The sequence below is a fragment of the Micromonospora sp. M51 genome, from assembly GCF_018070305.1.
GTDB lineage: Bacteria > Actinomycetota > Actinomycetes > Mycobacteriales > Micromonosporaceae > Micromonospora > Micromonospora parva.
Genome location: NZ_JAGPXZ010001010.1, coordinates 1 through 1,819, shown reverse-complemented (window position 1 = coordinate 1,819; position 1,819 = coordinate 1). Strand labels below are relative to the sequence as shown.

Annotated in this window: 1 protein-coding gene; it reads right to left on the bottom strand. The window is 70.0% G+C overall.

The features are described 5' to 3' along the window. A partial coding sequence (locus KBX53_RS31860; protein ID WP_210863527.1) for an isoleucine--tRNA ligase occupies window positions 1-1,819 on the bottom strand: 1,819 nt, incomplete at both ends.

Below are 1,819 nucleotides of genomic sequence, written 5' to 3'. Positions count from 1 at the left end.
CCTGCACGTCGATGACACCGCTCTGCGGATCGAGCGGTTCGAGGACCTTGACGTTCAACTCGTCGCCGATGTCGTCCAGCAACGCCTGCGGGAGAACCGTGCCGGCCGGCAGCCCCACCAGCGCCCGGCTCAACGGCTGCCGGATCCGCAGACCGCTCGCCTTACGCGCGGAGCGGCCCGCCTCCGCCAACGCCCGTGCCGTGGCCACCTGGGCCGACAACTCCGTGCTGATCAGTGTGGGGTCGGGGGTGGGCCAGGTCGCCAGGTGCACCGACTCCGGGGCTGACGCCGACCCCCGCCGGACGACCTGCTGCCACACCTCCTCCGTGACGAACGGAATGAACGGCGCGAGGAGCCGGGTGAGGATGTCGAGGCACTCGTACAGGGTGGTGAGCGCGTCGGGGTCGCCCTCCCAGAAGCGCTGTCGCGACCGCCGCACGTACCAGTTGGACAGGTCGTCGATGAAGTCGGCGAGCAGTCGGCCGGCGCGCGCCGTGTCGTAGTTCTGCAGTCGTTCGTCCACGGCGGCCGCGAGGGCGTGGACCTCGCCGACGATCCACCGGTCCAGCACCGGCCGCTGGGCGACCGGCTGCGCCAGGTGCGGCGCCCACGTCGAGTTCGCCGCGTAGAGGGAGAAGAAGGCCGCGGTGTTCCAGTAGGTCATCAACACCTTGCGGACGATCTCGTCGAGCGGGCCGGGCCCGACCCGGCGCGGCGACCACGGTGAGCCGGAGCAGGCCATGAACCAGCGCACCGCGTCCGCACCGTGGGTGTCCATCAACGGGATCGGCAGCAGGATGTTGCCCAGGTGTTTGCTCATCTTGCGGCCGTCCTCGGCCAGGATGTGCCCGAGGCAGACGACGTTCTCGTACGGGGACCGGTCGAAGACCAGCGTGCCCACCGCCATCAGCGTGTAGAACCAGCCCCGCGTCTGGTCGATCGCCTCACAGATGTACTGGGCCGGGTAGCTGCGTTCGAAGAGCTCCTTGCTGCCGGGCACGTGCGGGTAGCCCAACGACGCGAACGGCATCGCGCCGGAGTCGTACCAGGCGTCGATCACCTCGGGGACGCGGGTGGCGGTCCGGCCGCAGTCCGGGCACGCGATGGTGATCTCGTCGACGTACGGGCGGTGCGGGTCCAACTCGGACAGGTCGGCGCCGGCCAGCTCGCCGAGCTCCGCACGGGAACCGACAGCTGTCACGTGGTTGTCGGGGCAGCGCCACAGCGGCAGCGGGGTGCCCCAGTACCGGGAGCGGGACACCGCCCAGTCGATGTTGTTCTTCAGCCAGTCGCCGTACCGGCCGTGTTTGATGTGCTCCGGGAACCAGTTGGTCTTCTCGTTCTCCCGGGTCAGCTCGTCGCGTACCTCGGTGGTCCGGATGTACCAGGACGGCTGCGCGTAGTACATCAGCGGGGTGTGGCACCGCCAGCAGTGCGGGTAGGGGTGCTCGAACGGCTCGTGCCGGAACAGCCGACCCGAGGTGCGGAGCCGGTCGATGAGCAACGCGTCGGCATCCTTGAAGAACACCCCGCCGACCAGCTCGATGTCGTCGTTGAACCGCCCGTTCGGCGCGACCGGGTTGACCAGCGGCAACCCGTACGCGCGGCAGACGGCGAGGTCGTCGGCGCCGAAGGCCGGCGCCTGGTGCACCAGGCCGGTGCCGTCCTCGGTCGTGACGTACTCCGCGAGGACCACCCGGTGCGCGTCCGGGATGTCCACCAGGTCGAACGGCCGCTCGTACCGCAACCCCTCCAGGGCCGACCCCGCGACGGTCGCCAGGATCTCCGCATCGTCGCCGAGGACCCGCTGGGCCAGCGG